The sequence below is a fragment of the Corynebacterium tuberculostearicum genome, assembly GCF_016894265.1.
GTDB classification, from domain to species: domain Bacteria; phylum Actinomycetota; class Actinomycetes; order Mycobacteriales; family Mycobacteriaceae; genus Corynebacterium; species Corynebacterium tuberculostearicum_D.
Genome location: NZ_CP069791.1, coordinates 879,969 through 894,911 on the forward strand (window position 1 = coordinate 879,969; position 14,943 = coordinate 894,911).

Consider the following 14,943-nt stretch of genomic DNA (forward strand, 5'->3'; position numbering starts at 1 on the left):
TTAAGTGATGGAAGATTCACAGGAGACCCAGGACCAGGCACCTGCGCCGGCGGCGGCGCGCCCGCAGTCCATGTGGCATGAGGGCCTGGGGCAAGGCGAAGGGGAGGGAAATTCCTCCAAGCGGCGGATGTTTTCCCAGATTCCGCAGGCCATGCCGCTGCGGACGTGGCTGGTCATCCTCCTCGTCGTGGTCTCCGGGCTCGGCATTACGGGCTCGTCCTTTGCGGTGAATTCCATCATGCGCAACGTGCTCTTAAATAACGTCGATGACGAGCTGCGCTCCGCCTCGACCACATGGGCGCGCGATATCAGCAATGACTTTTTCATCGGCGATCACACCAAGCGCCCGCCTACCGAATACGTGGTGCTGAACTACCTGCCCGATGGCACCATCCGCTATTCGGGACCGTCCTCGACCACCCCGAATGCGGAGAATATCCCGCTCGGCGGCTATCCCACCACCGTGGGCTCCATCGAGAACAACACCAAGTGGCGCGCGCTCGCCTTCGCGGACTCCAATGGTGTCATCACGGTCATCGCTAAGGACATGACCCACGAGAAGGAAATCCTGCACGGCCTAGCCATGGTCCAAGTGACCATTGCCGCCATCGCCCTGGCCGCCATTGCGGCCGTGGGGTTCTGGTTTATCCGCAGGGCGTTGCGGCCGCTGCGGGTGGTGGAAAAGACGGCGTCGGAAATCGCGGCAGGCGACCTAGACAAGCGTGTTCCCAAATGGCCGCTGCACACCGAGGTGGGCCAGCTGGCCGCCGCACTCAATATCATGCTGGGGCAGCTGCAGCGCTCCGTCGTGCGCGCGCAAGAGAAAGAGGAACAGATGCGTCGCTTCGTCGGCGATGCCTCGCATGAGCTGCGCACGCCGCTGACCAGCCTGCGTGGCTATACCGAGCTCTATCGCTCCGGCGCCACCAAGGACGTGGATCTGGTCTTTTCCAAGATCGATGATGAGTCCAAGCGCATGTCCCTGCTGGTAGAGGACCTGTTGGCCCTTACCCGCGCCGAGGGCACGCGCCTAGACCTGCACCCCGTAGACCTGCTGGAGCTGGCCCTGTCCGTGGGCTCTTCCGCGCGTGCGGCCTTCCCCGGCCGCGAGATTAAGGTGGCCAATGACGCCAAGTCCATCCCGGTGGTTAATGGCGATGCCAGCCGCCTGCACCAGGTGCTGCTCAACCTGGTGACCAACGGCATCCGCCACGGCGGCGATGAGGCCACGGTGACGCTGCGCCTGCGCCGCGAGGACAATGATGTGCTGGTCGATGTCAGCGATGACGGCAAGGGCATGTCCCAGGAAGATGCGGCGCACATCTTCGAGCGCTTCTACCGCGCGGATACCTCGCGCACCCGCGATACGGGTGGCTCCGGCCTGGGCCTGGCCATCGTCCACTCTCTGGTGGAGCAGCACGATGGCAGCATTAGCGTCGACTCCGAGCTCGGCCGCGGCACCACCTTTACGGTGCGCCTGCCCGCGCTTGCCGACGCCCCCTCTGAGACCTAGTCCTCCCGAATGCCTTCCTCGTTGCAGCCGAGGTGCTGACGGATGCGGGCGGCCGCCTCATCCATCGCGGCATCGTCGGTGTTCTCAGCGTCGAAGGCCTTGGCAAAGTCATACTCTTCCATCTTCTCGGTGGGGAAGAGGTGGATATGGGTGTGCGGGACATCGAATCCGGCGATGATGTAGCCGGTGCGCGGGGTATCAAACGCGGTCTTGATAGCGCCGCCGATTTCCAGGGCGACCTCGTTGAGGTGAGCCCAGGTCTGGGGATCCAGGTCGGTCCACTTATCTACTTCCTCGATGGGCACGACCAAGGTGTGGCCGTAGCGCAGCGGCTCGATGGAGAGGAAAGCCACGCAGGTCTCATCGCGGTAGACAAAGCGAGCGGGTAGTTCACCATTAATGATCTTTGTAAATACAGAAGCCATGTGTGCCAGGCTACCCGCTGGTTATGATGGTGGGCATGCGCATTCTCGTAATTGGTTCGGGCGGCCGTGAACACGCCCTAGTCAAGGGCCTGTCCGCCGACCCTAAGAGCACCGAGATCCACGCCGCGCCAGGCAGCGCGGCCATGTCCGCCCTCGCTACCGTCCACCCGGATTACTCCCAGGTAGATGACGCTGATCGCATGGTAGAGCTCGCCCAGAGCATCGCCGCGGACCTCGTTGTCATCGGTCCTGAGGTTCCCCTCGTCGCCGGCGTGGCCGATGCCCTGCGCGCGGCCGGCATCGCTGTCTTCGGACCTAGCAAGGAGGCAGCCCAGATCGAGGGATCCAAGGCCTTTGCCAAGGACGTCATGGAATCCGCCGGCGTCAAGACCGCCCGCGCGGAGCAGCTGCGCCCGGGCGCCACCGAGGACGACATTGAAGCCGCCCTCGACCGCTTCGGCCCGCAGTTCGTGGTCAAAGACGATGGCCTGGCCGGCGGCAAGGGTGTCGTGGTCACCCCAGACCGCGCCGCCGCCCGCGCCCACGTCGATGCCGTCCTCGCGGCCGGCAACCCGGTGCTGCTGGAATCCTTCCTCGATGGCCCCGAAGTCTCTCTCTTCTGCTTAGTCGATGGCGAGACCGTCGTCCCGCTGCTGCCGGCTCAGGATCACAAGCGCGCCTATGACAACGACGAGGGCCCCAATACCGGTGGCATGGGCGCCTACACCCCGCTGCCGTGGCTGCCGCAGGACGGCGTGCAGCGCATCGTGGACGAGGTCTGCACCCCTGTGGCCAAGGAGATGGCGCGCCGCGGCACCCCTTATTCCGGTCTGCTCTACGCCGGCCTGGCCTGGGGCGAAGAAGGCCCGGCCGTCGTCGAGTTCAACTGCCGCTTCGGCGACCCGGAGACCCAGGCAGTGCTCTCCCTGCTCAAGTCCCCGCTGGCTGAGGCCCTCCACGCCACGGCCACCGGCACCCTCTCCGAGCTCCCGCCACTGGAGTGGGAGGATGGCTTCGCCGTCATCATCGTCATGGCGGCCGAGGGCTACCCGGCCTCCCCACGCAAGGGCGATGCCATCACCGGCGCCGCCCTGGACGATCCGCAGCGCGTCCTCCACGCCGGCACCGTGCATACCGACGGCGCCTACCGCACCGCGGGCGGCCGTGTGCTCAGCGTGCTGGGTAAGGGCGCCACGCTTGCCGACGCCCGCGCAGACGCCTACGCCACCGTCGACGGCATCGAGTTTGCGGGTGGCTTTGTGCGCCGGGACATCGGCAAGCGAGCAGAAGACGGTGAGATTTCTCTCTAACCTTTCACCCCGCGGCGGGGCAGGCATGGAATAATAGCCGCGTGGCTGAAAAGAAGAAGATTTCCAACGTCCTGTCCTCCCGCTATGCCTCCGCGGAGCTGTCCAATATCTGGAGCCCGGAGCATAAAATCATCTTGGAGCGCAAGCTCTGGATTGCGGTCATGCGCGCCCAGAAGGATCTGGGCGTAGACATCCCCGCCAAGGCCATCGATGCCTACGAGGCCGTGGTAGAGGACGTGAACCTTGAGTCCATCGCGGAGCGCGAGCGCGTCACCCGCCACGATGTGAAGGCCCGCATCGAAGAATTCAATGCGCTGGCCGGCTACGAGCACATTCACAAGGGCATGACCAGCCGCGATCTCACCGAGAACGTGGAGCAGCTGCAGATCCATACCTCGCTGGAGATCATCCGCGATAAGGCCATCGCCGTGGTCTCCCGCATCGGCCGCCACGCCGCCGAGTACCAGTCCCTGGTCATGGCCGGCCGCTCCCACAACGTGGCCGCGCAGGCCACCACCCTGGGCAAGCGCTTCGCAACGGCCGGCGACGAGATGCTGCTGGCCATTGAGCGCGTCGAAGATCTTTTGGCACGCTACCCGCTGCGCGGCATCAAGGGCCCGATGGGCACCTCCCAAGACATGCTCGATCTCATGGGTGGCTCCGAGGACAAGCTCGCCTCCCTGGAGACGGCCATCGCGGATTACCTGGGCTTCCACCGCATCTTCAACTCTGTGGGCCAGGTCTACCCGCGCTCCCTCGACTTCGACGCCATCTCCGCCCTGGTGGAGCTCGGCGCCGCCCCGTCCTCGCTGGCTACCACCATCCGCTTGATGGCCGGCAACGAGACGGTCACCGAGGGCTTCAAGGAAGGCCAGGTCGGCTCCTCCGCCATGCCGCACAAGATGAACGCCCGTTCCTGCGAGCGCGTCGGCGGCCTGCAGGTCATCCTCCGCGGCTACCTCACCATGGCCGCAGACCTCGCTGGCCAGCAGTGGAACGAGGGCGATGTTTTCTGCTCCGTCGTCCGCCGCGTCGCGCTTCCCGACGCCTTCTTTGCCCTCGACGGCCAATTCGAAACCTTCCTCACCGTCCTCGACGAGTTCGGTGCCTTCCCGGCCATGATCGACCGCGAGCTGGAGCGCTACCTGCCCTTCCTGGCCACCACCCGCATCCTCATGGCGGCCGTGCGCGCCGGCGTGGGCCGCGAGACCGCCCACGAGGTCATCAAGGAAAACGCCGTGGCCGTCGCGCTCAATATGCGCGAAAACGGCGGCGAGCAGGACCTGGTCCAGCGCCTTGCTGCCGATGACCGCCTGCCCATGGACGAGTCCGACCTCGAGGCCGCCCTAGCCGATAAGCATGCCTTCATCGGCGCCGCCGAGTCCCAGGTCAGCCAGGTGCTCAACCGCATCAACGCATTGGTAGGCGAGCACCCCAAGGCCGCGGCCTATACCCCGGGCGAGATCCTTTAATTCGAACCGCACCGGGCGCCTTCCTGTCGCGGTGCGCCCTGCCTGTCGCGGTGCGCCCCACTTTTCGCATTTCGATCAAATAGTCCCCGAATCCCACGCGGATTTCGGGGCTTATTTGATCGAAACGTGCTCGCTACCCCTGGGCGCTAGAATAAAGGTCATGCGACCTGAGCTTTCTTCTTATAACCATCTTGCCTCCGGCAAGGTCCGCGATATCTACGATGTAGACGAGAACACCCTGTTGATGGTGGTTTCGGACCGCATCTCGGCCTACGACCACGCCCTCGAACCGGCCATCCCGGACAAGGGCCGCGTGTTGACCGCAACCTCGAAGTTCTTCTTCGACTCCATCGATTTCCCCAACCACCTGGCCGGCCCGCTCGATGATGAGCGCATCCCCGCCGAGTGCCTTGGCCGCGCGATGGTGGTCAAGAAGCTGGATATGCTGCCCTTCGAGTGCGTGGCCCGCGGCTTCCTCACCGGTTCCGGTCTGAAGGAGTACAAGGCCAACGGCACCGTGTGCGGTATCGAGCTGCCGGAGGGCCTGGTTGAGGCTTCCCGCCTGCCCGAGCCCATCTTCACCCCGGCTACCAAGGCGGAACAAGGCGAGCACGATGAGAACGTCTCCTTCGACTACGTGGTGGACAAGCTGGGCGCCGAGCGCGCCGAGGAGCTGCGCGCGGCCACCCTCCGCATTTACTCCGAGGCCGCCGCGCTCGCGGAGGAGAAGGGCATTATCCTCGCCGATACCAAGTTCGAGTTCGGCCTAGACCAAGACGGCACCCTCGTGCTGGCCGATGAGGTCCTTACCCCAGATTCCTCCCGCTACTGGCCGGCCGATTCCTACGTGGAGGGCGAGGTCCAGCCGTCCTTCGACAAGCAATACGTGCGCAATTGGCTGACTTCCGACGCCTCCGGATGGGATCAAGCCGCTGACGGCACTCCGCCCCAGCTTCCCGACGACGTCGTTTCCGCTACCCGCCTGCGCTACATCGAGGCCTATGAGCGGCTTTCCGGCGAGCGCTTTGCGGACTTCCTCTCGCCCGAGGCCTAGCTCTCGCTCTACGGGGCGCCACGCGTACAGTGGGGCGGCATGAGCAACGAGAATCTTTCCGCCCCCGTGGCCGCCGTCCACCCCGTGACCCGTTCCTTCCACGGACGCGAGTTCGTGGATAACTACGAGTGGCTGCGCGATAAGGAATCCCAGGAAACCCTGGATTACCTCAACGCAGAAAATGATTACACCAAGGCGAAGACCGCGCACTTGGATGAGATGACGGAAAATATCTTCCAGGAGATTAAGTCCCGCATCAAGCAAACCGATATGTCCGTGCCTTCTCGCCGCGGCGATTACTGGTATTACGGCCGCACCGAGGAGGGCAAGAGCTACGGCTACTCCTGCCGCCTCCCAGTAGAGGAGGGGGCTGACCCATGGACTGCCCCGGTTATCCCAGAGGAAGGCACCCCGGCAGGTGAGGAGATTATCCTCGACGCCAACGCGCTGGCGGAGGGCAAGGACTTTTTCGCCCTCGGCGCCGCCTCCATCTCTGATTCCGGCCGCTACCTGGCCTATTCCGTGGACTTCGCCGGCGACGAGCGCTTCGAGCTCTACATCAAGGACTTGGAAAGCGGCGCGCTTCTCGACGACCACCTCAAGGGCATCTTCTACGGCGCCACCTGGGCCGGCGACGGCTATATCTTTTACACGACCGTCGACGAGGCATGGCGCCCTGACGCCATCTGGCGCCACAAGGTCGGCACCGCGCAGTCCGAAGACGTGCAGGTGTTCAAGGAAGAAGACGAACACTTCAACGTCGGCATCGGCAGCGCTCGCTCCGATAAATACCTCTTCCTTGGCGTGAGCTCCAAGGTGACCTCTGAGGTGTGGGTCCTCGAAGAAGACAACCCCGAGGGTGAATTCCGCCTGCTGTGGGAGCGCGAATCCGGCGTGGACTACGACGTCGACCACGCCGTCGTTAAGGGCGAGGATTACTGGATCGTCACCCACAACGCCACCGGCCCCAATTTCGAGGTCGGCTATACCAAGGCCAAGGATGAGCTGCCCGCCCTACGCGAGCTGCCGACGCTTCTGCCGCACGAGGAAACCACCCGCATCGAGGGCGTGGACACCTACCGCGATCAGATTGTGGTGGGCTACCGCCGCGGCGGCATCGGCCGCGCCGCCATCATGCGTGTGAACGACGGCTTTAGCGAATTCGAAGAGCTCAACTTCGACGAAGAACTCTTCACCGTGTCTGTATCCGGTAACCCCGAGTGGGACGCACCGGTGCTGCGCGTGAGCTACGTGTCTTTCACCCAGCCCTCCCAGCTCTTTGATTACCGCGTGGATACCGGCGAATTTACCCTGCTCAAGGAGCAGGAGGTTCCCGGCGGTTATAACCCGGATGACTACGTGGCCTACCGCCTGTGGACCACGGCTGCCGACGGCACCGAAATCCCCGTCTCCATTGTCCACCGCGCGGATCTCGACCGCACCCAGCCGAATCCGACCCTGCTCTACGGCTACGGTTCCTATGAGGTCAGCGTGGATCCGGCTTTCTCCGTTACCCGCCTGTCCCTCATGGATCGCGGCATGATCTTCGCCGTGGCCCATGTCCGCGGTGGCGGCGAGATGGGCCGCACCTGGTACGACGACGGCAAGATGCTCAAGAAGAAGAACACCTTCACCGATTTCATCGATGTCGCCGATGACCTCATCGCCCGCGGCGTGACCACCGCGGATCAGATGGTGGCCGAGGGCGGCTCTGCCGGCGGCATGCTCATGGGCGCGATTGCCAATATGGCCCCGGATCGCTTCACCGCCATCCAGGCCGTCGTGCCGTTCGTGGATCCGCTGACCTCCATCCTCATGCCGGAGCTGCCACTCACGGTCCCTGAATGGGAAGAGTGGGGCGACCCGTACCACGATCCAGAGGTCTATGACTACATGAAGTCCTACTCGCCGTATGAAAATATCGAGGCTAAGGACTACCCGGACATTCTGGCTATCACCTCGCTCAATGACACTCGCGTACTCTACGTTGAGCCGGCCAAGTGGATCGCCCAGCTGCGAACGACGGCCACCGGCGGCGAGTTCTTGCTCAAGACCGAAATGGCCGCAGGCCATGGCGGCGTGTCCGGGCGCTATGAAAAGTGGCGCCAGAATGCCTTCGAGTACGCGTGGACCATCAACAAGGCCACTGGCTTGGAGAAGTAAAACCCGGATAGGGGGCCAACGCGCGAATCCTGAATTCCTGTGCGATAATTTTCCTTATGAATGGCCACCTTCTGGTATCTATCTCCAGCATCTTTGATGACACACGGAAGCAGGCTAGCCGGCTCCTCTCGATCCTTGATCGAGAGGAGATTCCTGTTTCCCTGCTGATTGCCCCGCATATCGACGGCAACTGGCACCTCGCCAAAGACAAAGACACTAAGAAGTGGCTCCAAGACCAAGCCGATGCCGGCCGCGTTCTTATCCTGAACGGTTTTGATCGTTCAGTGCAGGGTCGCCGCGCGGAGTTCGCTAACCTCGATTCGCACGAGGCGAAGCTGCGCCTCGCCGGAGCTACCCGCCAGATGGCCAAGATCGGCTTCGAGCCCACCATCTTTGCTCCCCCTCGCTGGCGCATGTCGCCCGGCACCTTGCAAGTCTTGCCGCAGTTCAAGTTTGAGGTAGCGGCCTCCACACGCGGCATCCTCCAGATTAATTCTGGTAAGTTCCACCAGGCCCGCAACCTTTCTTTCGGTGAAGGCTTTGGTTCCGCCAAGTGGTGGCGCAAGAACATTATTCGCGCTGCTGAGCGCTCCGCCCAGCGTGGCAATACGGTCCGCCTTTCGGTTTCCGGCCGCAACCTGGATGACCGCAAAGTAATCAATGACTTCGTCAAAGCCGTCGACCGGGCCATCAACGCCGGCGCGACCCCTGCCGATTACGGCGCATACCTTCCGAAATAGTCCGGACATTCCCTCGCCAGAGGCTCCGCGGAGCATCTGACGAGGGATTTTTGCTGCCTAAGCCCAGCTTCGCGAGTTTCGTCCATATAAAAGTCCATTTCCGTCGACGAAAGCGGTGGTTTATATGGACGAAAATCGTGAAATTGCTGATCTCAGCTGCACCAGTGCGAAGCAGTATCTGCTAGTGGCAGGCTGTCTCATGCATTGCGAAGTTGAGAAATGCAGACAAAATGCATTTACACTTTGAAGGGTGTATCTCTCTCCCTTACTATCTCGACCCCGTGTGCTGCTTGTGAGCCTCTGCATCATTCTGCTCGCATTAACTGCGATTGCCGGCGGATTCAAGCCTCGCGAGGGAGGAGATATCCCTACCTACGACTTGAGTGATGACCCCGTTATCGAGGGAGAAGGACTAACTTTTTCCTTTGAGGGAGTGGGTACGCGCCAGCAAATCATAGAGCCCAAGGAACTGACTGTTATAAAGGTGAAAATTACGAATCATCTGGATAGGGCGTTTTATCCTCGTGAGGTGCTGGGCACAAACCCGGAGGGGCGATTTTCTAAGCAGAGCGGGGAAAAGTTCAGTGTGTTTCGGGCAGGGAGTCGTCGGGGCGGCAGCATTTTGGGGCCAAGTATGAGTGCCCAGTATGAAATTGAGAAGTCCGGAAATGATGGTTTCTATCTATTCGATATTGTGCCAACCCCTAACTATCGAGGTTTCGTAAACAGTACGCTTCAAGGGAAACCACTGGCGAAGGTGCATTTCTAATGAAGCAACTGAATACGCCTATTTTGCGCAAGATTCTGTGGGGCCTTGTCATCATTGGCCTAGTGGTGGGTAGTGCGTATTTTCAGGATTTTTCTCGGGTCGAGCGGGTGAGCGAACATCGAGTAAAGATTAAAGGCGAGCTCAATGAAAAGGTCGCGGTAAACGGATTTGGAGAATTCCAGGTTAAGGGAATGCAACCATTTTCGAATCTGGAAGATGCCCACTCTGAGGGAATCTTCGTGCAGATTGAGGTTGCACAGAAGTTGACTCTGGAAAACACGGGGAGAGCAAGCTATTCCTTGCTAAGTAGGCAAGACAATGTATTTCTTTCTGTAGCGCACACGGGAAACTGTAATCCCAACACCCGCTATGTTGTGGTTTCTTGCCGCCCCATTTTTGAAATACCTGTGGACCAGCTGGAAGGAGCGGAGCTTGTGATCTCATTGACCCGCTGGGACGGGAAGTTCAACTTTGCTGAACCACAAATCCGAATTCCATTGCAGGTTGATTCTGAAAAGGCGACAAGCTTGGCAGAGGAAGCACAGGGAAGGACCATCCATCTTCCTGAGTTTGACGAGGGAGTATTGCTTGATTAGGCGGTTCGCATTGTTGTTTTTCGGAAGCCTAACCCTACTTTTGTCTTCGGGCTTACCGCTCTATTTCTTCTTCGGCAACGGGGGTAGCAGTGAGGCGGACTGGAACGGTCGGGTTGGAGAAATGTGGGCTTTAGGGCCTCAATTTGGAAGCGGGTTAGGTGGTCAGCCCGAGATTGGTGTTAAGTCGGCTGAAATTATGGAAACGTCTTACGCGGTGGACACCTATGGCAATAAATACAGGGTATTCGCCGCTGAAATTACGTGGAATGATGCTTCCGTACAGTCAGAGTTCTCGTGCAAAGTTTCCTATATTAATGACCGGAATCAGCAAGAATGGCGGTTAAGAACTACTGCTCCTGCTGTGGAATACGGAGGCGAAATTGAACTTCCGAAGACATTTGTCCCTCGTGGCAGCTTCTTCTCAACACACAGAGAAGACGCATGCGGAATTTTGCGCGACCAACAATTTTCGGCAAAACATCACCGTGAGCAGGACGGACCGGCTTCTCCCTCAGAGCAAGATACGCGCAGAAGCGTTACCGAGTACATTCCGCTGCCGGAAGATTTAGAAATCGACCGGATCATCGTTGAAGTAAATAAGCCAGGAGACGTTGACGGAGACAAGTCAGAGTTTGCCGTTAACTAAGTCCATTGTGGTTTGCGCAGCCGATTAATGATGCTCCCTTGGCACCGGTCTGCGGTCACGCAACTGAGGACGGTGATGACTGCAAGTGCTAAGACTTTTCCGAACGGAAGCAGCGAATATTTGATGTAAAACCGCGGCCCAGGCGCAGTAATTGGCCCGAAAATAAGATCTAACAGCCAGCGCCACAGGTTTTCCGGAACCCAAAATAGATTGAAGTAGAAGCAGAGGAGCGCTACTGCAAATGGTCCTATTGAGAACAACAAAAGTACTGTTTCACGAGTGGCCTGAAGGAACGTAAACGTTTGCCGGGATACCAATTGTGGGGCCATTGCCCACTCGTCCCGTGTTTGGGGAAAGGGTGAGTTCTCGTCCAGAATAATGCTTTTACGCAGGACTAATTGGACAAATATTATCCACGAAACGGGCAGCACTAAGACTGTCGAAAATAGAAAAGCGATGCCTTCCTTCAGTGGTTCCACGCCAGAGAAGAAGTCTTTTCCGGATTCCCACCAATCCCAGAAATGAAATTGTTGTGGCCAAGAGTATTCACCGGCAGCAAAGTTTTTCAGCCAGGTAGTAAGGGTAAATGCCCACAACACTTCACAGTAGGCCAATAACCATGCGCACACGAGATTCTTACGTCCCAGCCCCGACCACCTCAAAAGCATCCGCACTATGACGGCCGCGCAGAACACCACAATAGTTGAGCGTTCGTCATAGCTGGGGTCGACTTGGAGGGAGTCGAAGTATTCAGCGCTTCCTGCCCGCAGCTCGATGATCGGCATTCGGCGATCGATAAAGTCATCCTCATACCAACCAGTGGATAGGTATATAGCGATAAATGGAAGTATTAACGCACCGGTGGAATGGAGGAGGTATCTAAATCGATTTTCTTCGGGTACCGCGAATTTTAGGTGGACTAGATCCTTTTCGATGATCCATATGGCAACAATTGCCCCAGACATGATGGCGAGAGCGGCAAAAGGGAGGGTCAGAGTACTGAGAATCGGATGGATAAATGTCAGGGCTACGGAGCCCCATAGAAGGATCCTGTTCAGTGCAACGGCCAAAACTAAGGTGCCAAATAACGCGAGCCAATTGTTCTTGAGGACGCGGAGAAAGTCTTGGGGAACGTAGCGGAGCTCGTCCGCCTTCCGCCGAAAATCAGAAGCTACTTCCTGGATCATTTGCTTTGACACATGGAGCGCAGAGAAGCGCTCGGGGTAGGGGATAGGGCAGATTCAGGATACATCTTTTGAGGCCTAACTGAATGGAAAGTCCCTGCTCTACATAGGAAGAGCAGGGACTTCTATAGGCCGGCAAAGGTGATTAGCGCTGCAGGCTAGTGATGAAGTTCTTCACTTCCTTTGGCAGCATGACCCAGATGGGGGCCGGGATGGCTTTGTGGAGGTTGCCGGTCACGGCGAGGAAACCAGGGATGGCGACGAGGCCGGCGATGGCGGCGATGGCGGCGGCGATGCCTGCACTGACGGAGCTGGTGCTGGAGCTAGAGCCGGAGGCAGGCTTATCCGGCTTTTCAGAAGGGTTATCGGAGGGCTTGTCCTCTGGCTTACCTGGCTCATCGGAAGGCTCGTCTGCAGGATCGTCTGGCTGGCCGGCGGAGTCGTCCTCGCCGAGGGTGAAGCCGACCTTGACCGGGTCGTGGTCGGAGGCGCGGAATGGGGAGTCATCGTAGAAGTCCACGATGTTGTAGTTGCGGCGGGAGTATTCAAAGGCGACGGGTTCGTCGGCGTTGATGTTCCACACTTGGGCGTCGTCAAGCGTGCCGGTGGCAACCTTATTGGCCAGCACGTGGTCGAGGGTGCCAAGCAGGCCGGAGAACTGGTAGGAGGGGTCAGCCTCGTACTTTTCGGCGGGGACGGTGAAGCCATCGTTGCGGAAGACATCGAGCGCGGCTTCGTGGGTGTAGGTGTTGAAATCACCCAGGGCGAAAAGCGGCTTGTCCTTCCAGTCTTCTTGCTTCTTCAGCGCATCGAGCACGGCCTGGGCCTGTGCGTTGCGAACGTTCGGGTTATTGCCCTGGCCGTCGCCGGAGTCGGCGTCGCCCTTGGCTACCGAGCCCTTGGACTTGAAGTGGTTGGCTACGGCAACGAAGGACTCCTCGCCCTCCTTTAGCGGTTGGAATTCCTGGGCGAGTGGCTCGCGGGCGGTGCCGGTGAAGCGATCATCTTGGAAGATGCGGGACTCGCCGACAGGCTCCACCACATCCTTGTGGTAGATAAACGCGGTGCGGATGACATCCGGGGAGTCCGGTACGGCGTCTTTGGAAGGGGAAGGAACGAAGGCCCACTTATCGGAGCCTGCGGCCTCGTTGAGCTTTTCCGTTAGATGCTTGAGTGCCTTATCGCGCTGGGCAAAGTCGCCGGTGACGGCGTAGCCATCTTCGATCTCGGAAAGGCCGATGACATCGGCATCGAGGCCGTTGATGGCCGCGACAATCTTGCGTTCCTGGTCTTCGAGTGCGGATTGAGTATAGGCGCCGCGGGTCTTGCCGCGATTGACGGTGACCTTATTGCCCTCGCGGTCGGTGTAGGCGCTGCCGCCGAATTCCTCACCCAGGGAGGTGAAGTAGTTCAGCACGTTGAAGGCGCCGATGGTGTACTCGCCCTTGACGTCATCGATGGCGTGGAGTTCGGCCGCGCGGGAGTCCTCCCAAGAGATGGGCAGGTCTGCGCCCGCGGCGTTGCCGGTGACCGGGGTGGTGGGCTGGAAGCGCCACTGCTCATGAGAGAAGCCCACGATGACGGGGTGCTGGAAGGACACGGTATCGGTGGTGCGCAGGGACTTGATGGTCTGGGCATCATCCTGGGCGATATAGGGCAGCGGAGTATTCTGGTCGGTCTTGAGATAGTCGCGGGTGCGGCCGTCATCCAAGGTGACCAGCTTTTCGGCGTTGTCCTTGGTGAGCTTCTGGATATCGGAGTTGGGATCGGTGGAGGGGGAGAAGATATCGGAAGGCTGGCGCAGGGCTTCCTTGCCCGGGGCGAGGCCGACCTCGCCGTACTGGTTGAGCGAATAGTTATTGGTCACGGTGTGCTCGCCAGGCTGGATGAGCATGTGCTCGAAGGGCTCGCGGGCCTCGGTGCCATCGGGAAGCTGGTCCACCTTGAGTGGGGTGACCTTCTCCAGCGGGGTATCGAGTTGCGTGACCGCGGAGGCGGTGAGCTGGGTGGAGCCATAGAACTCGGAGACTTTGCCGGTGACCTCGACGGAATCTTCCAGGGCTGGGTACTGGTCGGCCGGCTTATCACCCATGTAGACAAAGATGGCCTGGGAGGCGTCGGTGGACTCGGCGCCGGTGCCACCAGTCTGGATGGTAAAGCCATTAAGGCCGCCTTCGGACCACACGCCGGTGACGACGCCCTCGGCGGCCACGGTCTGGTCCTTGAGCGGGGATTCGGCGCCGGTGCCCTGGATATCGGCGATGGTGGTGACGCCCTCGGGGGCCGGCTGTGTGGGCTCGGCCGGATTCTCAGGCTGCGGGGCGGGGGCCTCGTTACCGGAGTTGGTCGGGGTAGGGGCGCCGGTGGTGAAGTCGGCGGCGTTGTCATCGGTATCGGTGCCCGCGGCGTCGCGGGAGGCGGACTTGGCATTGGACAGACCCGCAGCGGCGGTGCCTTCTTTGATGGAGGCGGCGCCGTAGCCGATGGCGTCGATGGGGGTACCGGTGGCGTCGGCAAGCTGCACGGAGCCCTTCGAGCCGGATATGTTGAGGCTGCCCTCGGCGTCTGGGGTAGGCAGGGCCTCGCCCGCGCCATTGCCGGCCGCGCCCTGCACTAGGAAGTAGCCGTGCGGGGCGATGGTGCCGGAAAGCTCCACCTTGCCGCCGGTATTGCCGGAGGCGGAGAAGTACTCCACGGTGTAGCCGGTCAGGTCAATCGGGGCATCGGTGGGGTTATAGAGCTCGATGAAGTCATGGGTGAAGGCAGCGCCCTTATTGCCGCCGCCCCCGTAGACCTCGGAGATGACTGCGGCGGAGCCATCGGTGGCGGCCGTGGCGGTAGGAACGGCAAGGGCGGCAGAAGACAAGGCGGTGGCAAGTGCCAGCGCGCCCAGGCGGCGAGAAGACATAGATTCAACCTTAAAAAGAGAGCGACAGTGTGCGTTGTCTATTAGTAGAGCGCCGCGCCGGGCCAGGTTGGAAAGCGCGCCGAAGTTTGCCAGAGCGTCGTTTGGGGTTCACGTAGAGTTTGCCCAACCGGGGTGAAACCCACACTGCGGGGGTGAGTCTAGG

Annotated in this window: 12 protein-coding genes; 9 read left to right on the forward strand and 3 right to left on the reverse strand. The window is 60.4% G+C overall.

The annotated features are described in order from the left end of the window. Positions 1–7 precede the first annotated feature (7 nt). Positions 8–1,513 (forward strand): sensor histidine kinase, encoded by a 1,506-nt coding sequence (locus tag I6J28_RS04275; RefSeq protein ID WP_204611407.1) that lies wholly within the window; start codon positions 8–10, stop codon positions 1,511–1,513. On the opposite strand, the gene I6J28_RS04280 is transcribed toward I6J28_RS04275, so the two are convergent. Further along, the gene (locus I6J28_RS04280) at positions 1,510–1,938 is read right to left on the reverse strand and encodes an HIT family protein (RefSeq protein WP_005325778.1); all 429 of its coding nucleotides are present in this window, start codon (positions 1,936–1,938) and stop codon (positions 1,510–1,512) included. The genes I6J28_RS04275 and I6J28_RS04280 overlap by 4 nt on opposite strands. Positions 1,939–1,973: 35 nt before the next feature. On the opposite strand from I6J28_RS04280, the gene purD reads away from it, so the two are divergent. From purD to I6J28_RS04320, 8 genes are all read left to right on the forward strand, one after another. Further along, positions 1,974–3,248, forward strand: coding sequence for a phosphoribosylamine--glycine ligase (purD, locus tag I6J28_RS04285; protein WP_204611001.1), 1,275 nt, complete (start codon positions 1,974–1,976; stop codon positions 3,246–3,248). A gap of 41 nt (positions 3,249–3,289) precedes the next feature. Beyond that, positions 3,290–4,720: an adenylosuccinate lyase gene (gene purB / locus I6J28_RS04290; protein ID WP_005325782.1), complete on the forward strand. Its 1,431-nt coding sequence runs from the start codon at positions 3,290–3,292 to the stop codon at positions 4,718–4,720. A 160-nt stretch (positions 4,721–4,880) separates the two neighbouring features. Further along, positions 4,881–5,774 (forward strand): phosphoribosylaminoimidazolesuccinocarboxamide synthase, encoded by an 894-nt coding sequence (locus I6J28_RS04295; RefSeq protein ID WP_204611002.1) that lies wholly within the window; start codon positions 4,881–4,883, stop codon positions 5,772–5,774. A 39-nt stretch (positions 5,775–5,813) separates the two neighbouring features. Further along, a complete protein-coding gene (locus I6J28_RS04300) occupies positions 5,814–7,937 on the forward strand; it encodes a S9 family peptidase (protein ID WP_204611003.1) in 2,124 nt (707 codons plus the stop codon). A 56-nt stretch (positions 7,938–7,993) separates the two neighbouring features. Beyond that, the gene (locus I6J28_RS04305; RefSeq protein ID WP_204611005.1) at positions 7,994–8,677 is read left to right on the forward strand and encodes a DUF2334 domain-containing protein; all 684 of its coding nucleotides are present in this window, start codon (positions 7,994–7,996) and stop codon (positions 8,675–8,677) included. A gap of 283 nt (positions 8,678–8,960) precedes the next feature. Next, positions 8,961–9,446, forward strand: coding sequence for a hypothetical protein (locus tag I6J28_RS04310; protein ID WP_204611007.1), 486 nt, complete (start codon positions 8,961–8,963; stop codon positions 9,444–9,446). Beyond that, positions 9,446–10,042, forward strand: coding sequence for a hypothetical protein (locus I6J28_RS04315; protein WP_150850749.1), 597 nt, complete (start codon positions 9,446–9,448; stop codon positions 10,040–10,042). Before I6J28_RS04310 ends, I6J28_RS04315 begins: the two co-directional genes overlap by 1 nt. 10 nt (positions 10,043–10,052) lie before the next feature. Continuing rightward, a complete protein-coding gene (locus tag I6J28_RS04320; RefSeq protein WP_204611009.1) occupies positions 10,053–10,688 on the forward strand; it encodes a hypothetical protein in 636 nt (211 codons plus the stop codon). Here I6J28_RS04320 and I6J28_RS04325 read toward each other — a convergent pair. Both I6J28_RS04325 and I6J28_RS04330 read right to left on the reverse strand, forming a co-directional pair. Further along, the gene (locus tag I6J28_RS04325) at positions 10,685–11,875 is read right to left on the reverse strand and encodes a hypothetical protein (RefSeq protein ID WP_204611011.1); all 1,191 of its coding nucleotides are present in this window, start codon (positions 11,873–11,875) and stop codon (positions 10,685–10,687) included. The two genes, I6J28_RS04320 and I6J28_RS04325, sit on opposite strands and share 4 nt — an antisense overlap. A gap of 142 nt (positions 11,876–12,017) precedes the next feature. After that, positions 12,018–14,780, reverse strand: coding sequence for an ExeM/NucH family extracellular endonuclease (locus tag I6J28_RS04330; protein WP_204611013.1), 2,763 nt, complete (start codon positions 14,778–14,780; stop codon positions 12,018–12,020). Positions 14,781–14,943 lie beyond the last annotated feature (163 nt).

Coding starts and splice junctions, on each gene's coding strand:
- I6J28_RS04275 (WP_204611407.1), top strand. CDS start 8: ATGGAAGATTCACAGGAGACCCAGGACCAGGCACCTGCGCCGGCGGCG.
- I6J28_RS04300 (WP_204611003.1), top strand. CDS start 5,814: ATGAGCAACGAGAATCTTTCCGCCCCCGTGGCCGCCGTCCACCCCGTG.
- I6J28_RS04305 (WP_204611005.1), top strand. CDS start 7,994: ATGAATGGCCACCTTCTGGTATCTATCTCCAGCATCTTTGATGACACA.
- I6J28_RS04325 (WP_204611011.1), bottom strand. CDS start 11,875: ATGATCCAGGAAGTAGCTTCTGATTTTCGGCGGAAGGCGGACGAGCTC.
- purD (WP_204611001.1), top strand. CDS start 1,974: ATGCGCATTCTCGTAATTGGTTCGGGCGGCCGTGAACACGCCCTAGTC.
- I6J28_RS04295 (WP_204611002.1), top strand. CDS start 4,881: ATGCGACCTGAGCTTTCTTCTTATAACCATCTTGCCTCCGGCAAGGTC.
- I6J28_RS04280 (WP_005325778.1), bottom strand. CDS start 1,938: ATGGCTTCTGTATTTACAAAGATCATTAATGGTGAACTACCCGCTCGC.
- I6J28_RS04330 (WP_204611013.1), bottom strand. CDS start 14,780: ATGTCTTCTCGCCGCCTGGGCGCGCTGGCACTTGCCACCGCCTTGTCT.
- I6J28_RS04315 (WP_150850749.1), top strand. CDS start 9,446: ATGAAGCAACTGAATACGCCTATTTTGCGCAAGATTCTGTGGGGCCTT.